This is a genomic window from uncultured Campylobacter sp., from assembly GCF_938030815.1.
Taxonomy (GTDB): Bacteria; Campylobacterota; Campylobacteria; order Campylobacterales; family Campylobacteraceae; genus Campylobacter_B.
Window position 1 is genome coordinate 1 of record NZ_CALHII010000010.1, and the last position, 6,829, is coordinate 6,829.

Annotated in this window: 7 protein-coding genes; 5 read left to right on the forward strand and 2 right to left on the reverse strand. The window is 48.3% G+C overall.

The window, feature by feature from the left end:
* Positions 1–622 precede the first annotated feature (622 nt).
* Positions 623–1,966, reverse strand: a complete 1,344-nt coding sequence (locus Q0277_RS00240; RefSeq protein WP_297994299.1) for a sodium-dependent transporter — start codon at positions 1,964–1,966, stop codon at positions 623–625.
* Between the two features lie 303 nt (positions 1,967–2,269).
* Positions 2,270–3,619 carry a sodium-dependent transporter gene (locus Q0277_RS00245; RefSeq protein WP_297994302.1) on the reverse strand — a complete coding sequence of 450 codons (1,350 nt, stop codon included), beginning with the start codon at positions 3,617–3,619 and terminating at the stop codon, positions 2,270–2,272.
* 169 nt (positions 3,620–3,788) lie between these two features.
* Between Q0277_RS00245 and Q0277_RS00250 the strand changes: the two genes are divergently transcribed.
* The 5 genes from Q0277_RS00250 to Q0277_RS00270 form a co-directional block, all read left to right on the forward strand.
* Positions 3,789–4,034 carry an EexN family lipoprotein gene (locus tag Q0277_RS00250; RefSeq protein WP_366111843.1) on the forward strand — a complete coding sequence of 82 codons (246 nt, stop codon included), beginning with the start codon at positions 3,789–3,791 and terminating at the stop codon, positions 4,032–4,034.
* Between the two features lie 189 nt (positions 4,035–4,223).
* A complete protein-coding gene (gene thyX, locus Q0277_RS00255) occupies positions 4,224–4,862 on the forward strand; it encodes an FAD-dependent thymidylate synthase (RefSeq protein WP_297994304.1) in 639 nt (212 codons plus the stop codon).
* A 35-nt stretch (positions 4,863–4,897) separates the two neighbouring features.
* The gene (locus Q0277_RS00260) at positions 4,898–5,644 is read left to right on the forward strand and encodes a hypothetical protein (protein WP_297994306.1); all 747 of its coding nucleotides are present in this window, start codon (positions 4,898–4,900) and stop codon (positions 5,642–5,644) included.
* Positions 5,645–5,862: 218 nt separating this feature from the next.
* Entirely contained in the window at positions 5,863–6,459 is a 597-nt protein-coding gene (locus tag Q0277_RS00265) for a DJ-1/PfpI family protein (RefSeq protein WP_297994309.1), read from the forward strand.
* A gap of 80 nt (positions 6,460–6,539) precedes the next feature.
* Positions 6,540–6,829: hypothetical protein (locus tag Q0277_RS00270; RefSeq protein ID WP_297994313.1), on the forward strand; the 290-nt coding region annotated here is incomplete at its 3' end.

Here is a 6,829-nt window from a genome sequence, read left to right on the forward strand (position 1 = left end):
TTTGTATCGTTGCTATTTTTCATCCGTTATAGTAGTTGATTCTGACGTGCTTTGCACGAAAATCGTCGGAGCAGCGGGTAGTACGGGAAGCGGCAAAGGCGGTAACTGCAACGCTCTGCTTAAAAAAGCAGGCAAGTGCTAGCGCGCTAAAGACGGCTTAAATCGTGCGGCTTTAAAACGGTTCATTCGGCCCAAATGCGCGCCGCTAGCCGTTTAGGCCGCACCCGCAAAATCTTCATCGCGTCTGTAAAGCAAGCCCGCTACTTTACGGCACATTTCGACGCTCGTTATGTTGGCGGGTAGTAAAATTTTAATGCTTTTAGGCTTTGCCGAGAGGATTGCAAAATTTTAATGCGTAAATTTTAAATTCGGGCGCGTTTGGGCTCTTTTCGGTATGAAACGAGGCACAAAATTTACGCTTAAATTTTACCGTACACGATTACCGTATGAAATTTCATCGCGTTAAAGCCCTTTGCTCGGCGCTTTGTGGATCATAGGGCGCGATTTGGCCGAGTTTAAACGTCGCAAATTATCTTGCGAGCCCTGCGCGCCGTCTCGCGCACAAACCTATCGTACGTTTTATCGCGTGAATTTTACCGCTTGTTTCTATTAATTTCGCTTCCTACTTCCCGCCGAAAAACAGCAGATTTGCCATTATGATCACGATCGCGACGGGCGCTACGAAGCGCAGCGAAAAGTACCAAATTTTAAATCCCAGCTTGCCCATATCGGCGCCGAAAAGCCCGCGCAGGCGCTGCGCATCCATCACAAAGCCCACGAAGATCGCCGAGGTTAGCGCGCCGAGGGGCAGCATGACGTTTGAGCTTACGAAGTCCAAGCAGTCAAAAAAGCTCGCACCGAAAAGCTTAAATTTGCTCGCATAATCCGCGTGCATCGATAGCAGCGAGCATGCGCCTAGCGCCGCTATGACAAGCCCAGAGATGCAGACTGCGCGCAGGCGCGAAATTTTAAATCTGCCGATGAGATAGAATACGAAAGGCTCGATCATAGAAACCGCGCTCGTGATCCCTGCAAAAAAGAGCGAGACGAAAAACGCGATTTCAAGCACCTGTCCCGCTAGCCCCATTTTTGCAAACATCGTAGTGAGCGAGACGAAGACGAGCCCCGCACCCTGCGCGGGATCGGCGCGGAATTCGAAGATGAAGGTAAAGACGATGAGACCCATCATCAGCCCGATCGCGATGTTGATAAATACGATGTTTACCGAGCTGCGTACCAGCCGCACCCCCTCGCTAAGCGACGCCGCATATGCCGCGATACAACCGACGCCCACGCATAGGGTAAAGAGCGCGAGCCCGAGCGCGGAGAGGACGGAGTTAACGGTGATTTTGCCGAAGTCGGGGTAGAAAAGAAATTTCGCCGCCGCGCCGAAGCCTTGCATCGTGCACGCATACGCAAGCATCGCAAGCAGCAGCACGAAAAGCAGCGGCATCATCACGACGTTTAGCCGCTCGATACCGCTTTTGATACCGCGCGCGACGACGGAAAGCGTCAGCACGAGCGCAAGCGCGTAAAAGCCCAGACTCGTGACTAGCGAATGCGAGATGAGATCGTCAAAGACGGCGCCCGCTTCCTCGGCGGTTGCGGGCAGCGGAGAAAAGCCCAAAAATATGTAGCGGATCACCCAGCCGAGGATGACGAGGTAAAAGGACAGCACCAGCATGCCGCCCGCGATGAAAACGCCTCCCGCGCGCCATTTACGCCCGCCGCGCGGCGCAAGCGTCTCGTACGCGCTCGGTAGATCCCTCCCGCTTAGCCTGCCTAGCGCCATCTCGGCTAGGAATATGCTAAAGCCCACGCCCAGTGTGAGCGCGAGGTACAAAAGCACGAAGGCGCTGCCGCCGTTTTGACCCACAAGAGTGGGGAATTTCCATGCGTTGCCAAGCCCCACCGCGCCGCCTGCGACGGCAAGTATGAAGCCGATTTTGCTAAATTTATCGTTCATTTTCGCTCCGATGATTTTTTAAATTTTAAAGCTGCGGAATTTTAAAATTCTACAGTGCAATCAGACGCGGCTGCGCTACGACGCCTTTGTCGCGCGCACCTATCGCCATGCAGGTTAGCACGGTCGCGCCGAAAGCTGATTGCCGTCGCATACTTTGACCTTCCTCTATCTAAACATAAAATTTTAAACTATCGCTGCAAGGCTAACGGATCGCCGCAAGTTCGCTATGAAATTTGGCGCGTTGCTTTTGGACTGCTTTAGCGCCAAATTTTAAATCCATGTTATCCACCTGCTTTACAAAATTTAAAAATTTAAAATTTTTAGCTGATTGAGCGCTATCACTACGATCGCGACTGGCGCCACGAAGCGCAGTAGTACGAAATACCACAGCTTAAAGCCCATTCGTCCCATATATGGGCGCAGTAGAATTTCGACGGCTCGTTTTTTGATCACGAACCCTACGAAAATCGCCACAATTATGCCGCTAAGAGGCATTAAGATATTCGAGGTCAGGTAATCAAGCACGTCAAAAAAGCTCTTGCCACCTAGGCTAAAATACTCGCTCGTGCCCCCGTAATAACCCAAAATGCAGCATATCCCTAAAACATACGTCACGGCAAAAACTAAAAGTGAAGCGCGCTTGCGGCTTAGCTTGCGGGAGTTTACGAGATAATAAATCGCAGGCTCCAGCATCGAAATTGCAGAAGTAATCGCCGCAAATAATAGCGAGGTGAAAAATAAAAAGGCTAGGATGTTTCCGATCGCACCGAGCTTTGAAAAAAGTACCACCAGCGAGACAAACACTAGCCCTGGGCCTTGCGCTTTGGGATCGCCGCCGAATTCAAAGATGAAAGTAAAGACGATAAGTCCCATCATCACGCCGATTAGGACATTAATGCAGACGATATTTATGCTTGAGGTTAGGATATTAGTGCGCGCAGGCAGGCTTGCAGCATAGGTCATAATCGTAGTAACGCCAAGCGAAAGCGTAAAAAACGCAAGTCCTAGCGCCGAAAGAACACTATCCTTATTAAGCTTGGAAAAATCTGGCACCAGTAGGAATTTCGCGCTACGTCCGAATCCATCGAAACTCGCGGCGTAAATTAGCATTAAAACCAGCAAAATAAATAGCGCGGGCATCATCCAGACATTAAGCCGCTCGATGCCGCTTTTAACGCCTTTAGACACGATAAAAAAGCAAAACGCCGACGCTATGGTAAAGCACACCGCCGCGCTTAAAAAGTCGCTACCTAAAAGTGCTTTAAACGCTGCGCCGCTTTCATCTATACTTTTTGGCAGATAAAAAGCGCTTGAGACCACGTATTTTAGGATCCAGCCCATTACGACGCTGTAAAAAGCATAGATCAAAAGCGCACTAATCATAAAAAATCCCGCGTATTTCCATGCGCCTTTGTATGAGGGCGCGAGCTTTTCAAATGCGCGCACCGGATCACTTTCGCTTAGCCTGCCGATGACGATCTCGGCTAAAAAAATCACGAAGCTAACCAAAAGCGTCAGCAAAAGATATAGCAAGATAAATGCGCTGCCGCCGTTGGTGCCTACTAAAGTGGGGAATTTCCACGCGTTGCCGAGCCCTACGGCACTGCCTGCGACTGCGAGAATGAAGCCGATTTTGCTAAATTTATCATTCATTTTGCACCTTTTTTAAAATTTAGCCGCAATCTTAGCGAAATGTAGCTTAAGGGCGGTATCAAAGCTTCGTTAAATTTATTTGCCGCGCAGGTAGAATGGCAGTAATTCAAAATTCTTAAAGTAAACAGATGGTAAAATACTAGGTAAAATTTCAAACAAGGAGAATGAAATGAAAAATCCTAAAATGTTCCTCTGGGGGGGGCTTGCGTTCGCTGCTTTTTTGGTGGGTTGCGATAATACGGAGGTTAAATCTTTAGAATACTATCAAAATCATCCCGATGAGGCAGAAAAAGTTTTCAAACAATGCGATTTTGATAAATTAAACGAAAATAGCAACGCCTATAAGAATTGTAAAAATGCTAAAGAAATTTATAAGTTTAATGAGGATAAAAAGTTTTTCTCGGGAACAAAATAGTATTTTAGTATTAATTCAATATTAAAATATCTCTTACGCCTTATACTTAAGTTCATTTTATTTACCTTGTATCTCGGTGCAAGGTAAATTTGATGAATGCAAATTTTAAAATACAAATGCCGAGTCCTGCTAAATTTTAAGTCCCGAAACGCTAAAATCATCCAAAAATTTCAAAACCAAAGGCAAAACATGCAAGTCAAACTTCTAAATTTCACTCCGCTTTGGGTCTGCTCAAACGCGATCCGCACCTGCTGGCAGAGCTTTGAGCGCGGCGATTGCGGCGGCGCCAAAGACCTGGCGCTAATAGATCGCGTCGGCAACCAGCTCAAGCACTCAAGCACGCTCGAACACCTATACTACAACTTCTACATCAGCGGCATCTCCCGCGCGCTGCTTCAGGAGCTGGCGCGCCACCGCCTAGCAAGCCTTAGCGTAAAATCCACGCGCTACACTCTCAAAGAATTGCGCGGCGAGGACAGCTTCGCGCAAGGCGATTTCGAAAACGCCGCGCGCTACATCGTGCTTACGGGCAACGAAGCGGTCGATAATGCAAGCATCGCGGCTCTTGAAAATCTGCGTGTAATCTTACAAACTCCGATCAGCCTTGATATCGCCAAATACTGCCTGCCCGAGTGCTACAAGAGCGAGCTTAGCTGGAGCATAAACGCTCGCAGCTTGCAAAACTTCCTCGCTCTGCGCTCTAGCAAGGCGGCACTTTGGGAGATCCGCGAGCTTGCGGGTAAAATTTACGAAGCGCTGCCGCAGGAGCATAAATTTATATTCCAAAGCTGCATGGCGGGCGGCGAGAAGACGCAGAACGAGGAGTAGCGCGCGGGATAAAATTTAGATACAAAAGGGCTGCGATGATAGAACTTACGCAGATGAGAGCGGCTTTTGAAAAGGAGGAGCCGAACGCGCTTTATCTGAGCTACTTGGGATGGGTAAAAACCTTAGTTCCGTTTTGGAAGCAGGCTACTGCGAGGATCGCGGAGCTAAGCGGCACGGTGGATGAAAAAAGAGACAAGCATTTGCGAGCTATCGACAATTCTTTGCAGCTTTTGCAAGCTTGGCGATTTAAAAAGATAAAATACGTGCAAGCAAGAAGAAGAGAGATCGATAGCGCCATAAGTTTTATTCGAAACGGCGCCTTAACGCAGCAGGCATGCAGATACGCCTTTGCGCCCGTTTGTAGAAATTTAGCGAGCATTTTGCGCAGCTTTTTATACGTTTCGACTTTTGGCTATTCGGACGAGCAGCTTCCGACCGTATTTGCCCAAAAAATTTACGGCATTGCGCTGTGTCATACTTTATTTCCCTTTGATACGGGCGATTTTGTGTATTATCTTCCGCGCGAAAAATCCATCCACACCGACGACCCCGCCGATTTGGACAACTGGCATTTGATGATGAGCGAGGCGGGCAAGGCTTTGAATATCGCGGAGCTCATCGAAGAGATAAATAAGCAGGCTCGTAAAATTTACGAGAACTATAAAGCGCCGTTTGAATGGAAATACGACGAGGGAGTTTGGGATTTGGAATTTGAAAATGTTTCAAAAAGGCTGCACTATGCGGGCGTGCGGGCTTTTATGGGTCTGAGTAAGGTCGAATAAAAAACGCGCAAAATTTTAACCGCTTCTGAAATTTAATTCGCGGGCGGTAAAATTCTGCGAGTTTTTAATGCGGGTAAAATTTAAAATTTGTTTGAGCGTTTTGGCAGCCTGCGGTATCAAAATTTAGCCGTCGCGCATTTTACGACTTGCGGCGGCGAGAATTGCAGCGGCGGCGAACCGAAAACCTATAGGCGAGCGATAAATTTAAAGGACGGATCATGAAAAATCTAGCGCTTGTGATGTTTAGTGGACAGACGCACCTCGATTTTGTGGGATTTTACGATTGTATGTTAAGGCTCAAAGCCGTCCGCCCGCAGCTTGAGATGAGGTTTTGCTCGCGCGAGCGGCAGGTTTCGGATAGCGGCGGCCTTACGATCGATGCGGGCGAGATCACGACGGATCTGGGCGGCTTTGATGCGGTTTTTGTGCCCGGCGGTATGGCGACGCGACGCCTTAAAGACGATGCGGGCTTCATCTCGTGGCTCGCAACCGCGCGCGATGCAAAGTATAAGTTTGGCGTTTGCACCGGTTCGCTGCTTCTGGGCGCAGTGGGGTTTTTGCGCGGTAGACGCGCGACCACGCATCCGTTTTGCTACGATCTGCTGGCGCCTTACTGCGCGGACGTGGTGCACGAGCGGCTCGTGCGCGAAAGCCTGCCCGCAGGAGGCGAGATCATCACTGCTGGCGGCGTGAGCAGCTCCATAGAGCTTGGACTTTGCGTGATCGAGAAATTTGCAGGCGCCTCTGCGCGAGAGGCTGCCGCTGCGGCGATGGATTATCCGTATTACGGCCTTAAAGGCAAGCTCGCGCGATGAAATTTCAAGGCCGCTAAGATAGGCGGCGCAAGTTTATAAATACCGCAGTAAATTTTAAAATAGAGAGGAGGTAAATCTTAATGCAAGCAGTAAAGATATTAAAAACATTGTGGAAAGCCATCAAGATCGTCATACTCGTAGCATTGATATTACCGTTTGCGGCATTGATATTGTTTGTTTTATTTATAGCTTTTCTATTTTCACCCCTTAATACGGGGTTTTCGTATATAGAAAATCAAGATTTGATTAAATTTAAATCTTTAACAAATGCGAATGGAGAAACTTTATTAATTTATCGTAAAAAAAGACCTTCCTTATCATGCAGCGAAAAAATACAGACTTGCATCTGTTACACGCATTTTATAAAGGC

Bases quoted from the DNA above. Each gene is read 5' to 3' on its own strand.
- Q0277_RS00240 (WP_297994299.1), bottom strand. From the start codon at position 1,966: ATGAACGATAAATTTAGCAAAATCGGCTTCATACTTGCCGTCGCAGGC.
- Q0277_RS00245 (WP_297994302.1), bottom strand. From the start codon at position 3,619: ATGAATGATAAATTTAGCAAAATCGGCTTCATTCTCGCAGTCGCAGGC.
- Q0277_RS00250 (WP_366111843.1), top strand. From the start codon at position 3,789: ATGAAAAATCCTAAAATGTTCCTCTGGGGGGGGCTTGCGTTCGCTGCT.
- thyX (WP_297994304.1), top strand. From the start codon at position 4,224: ATGCAAGTCAAACTTCTAAATTTCACTCCGCTTTGGGTCTGCTCAAAC.
- Q0277_RS00260 (WP_297994306.1), top strand. From the start codon at position 4,898: ATGATAGAACTTACGCAGATGAGAGCGGCTTTTGAAAAGGAGGAGCCG.
- Q0277_RS00265 (WP_297994309.1), top strand. From the start codon at position 5,863: ATGAAAAATCTAGCGCTTGTGATGTTTAGTGGACAGACGCACCTCGAT.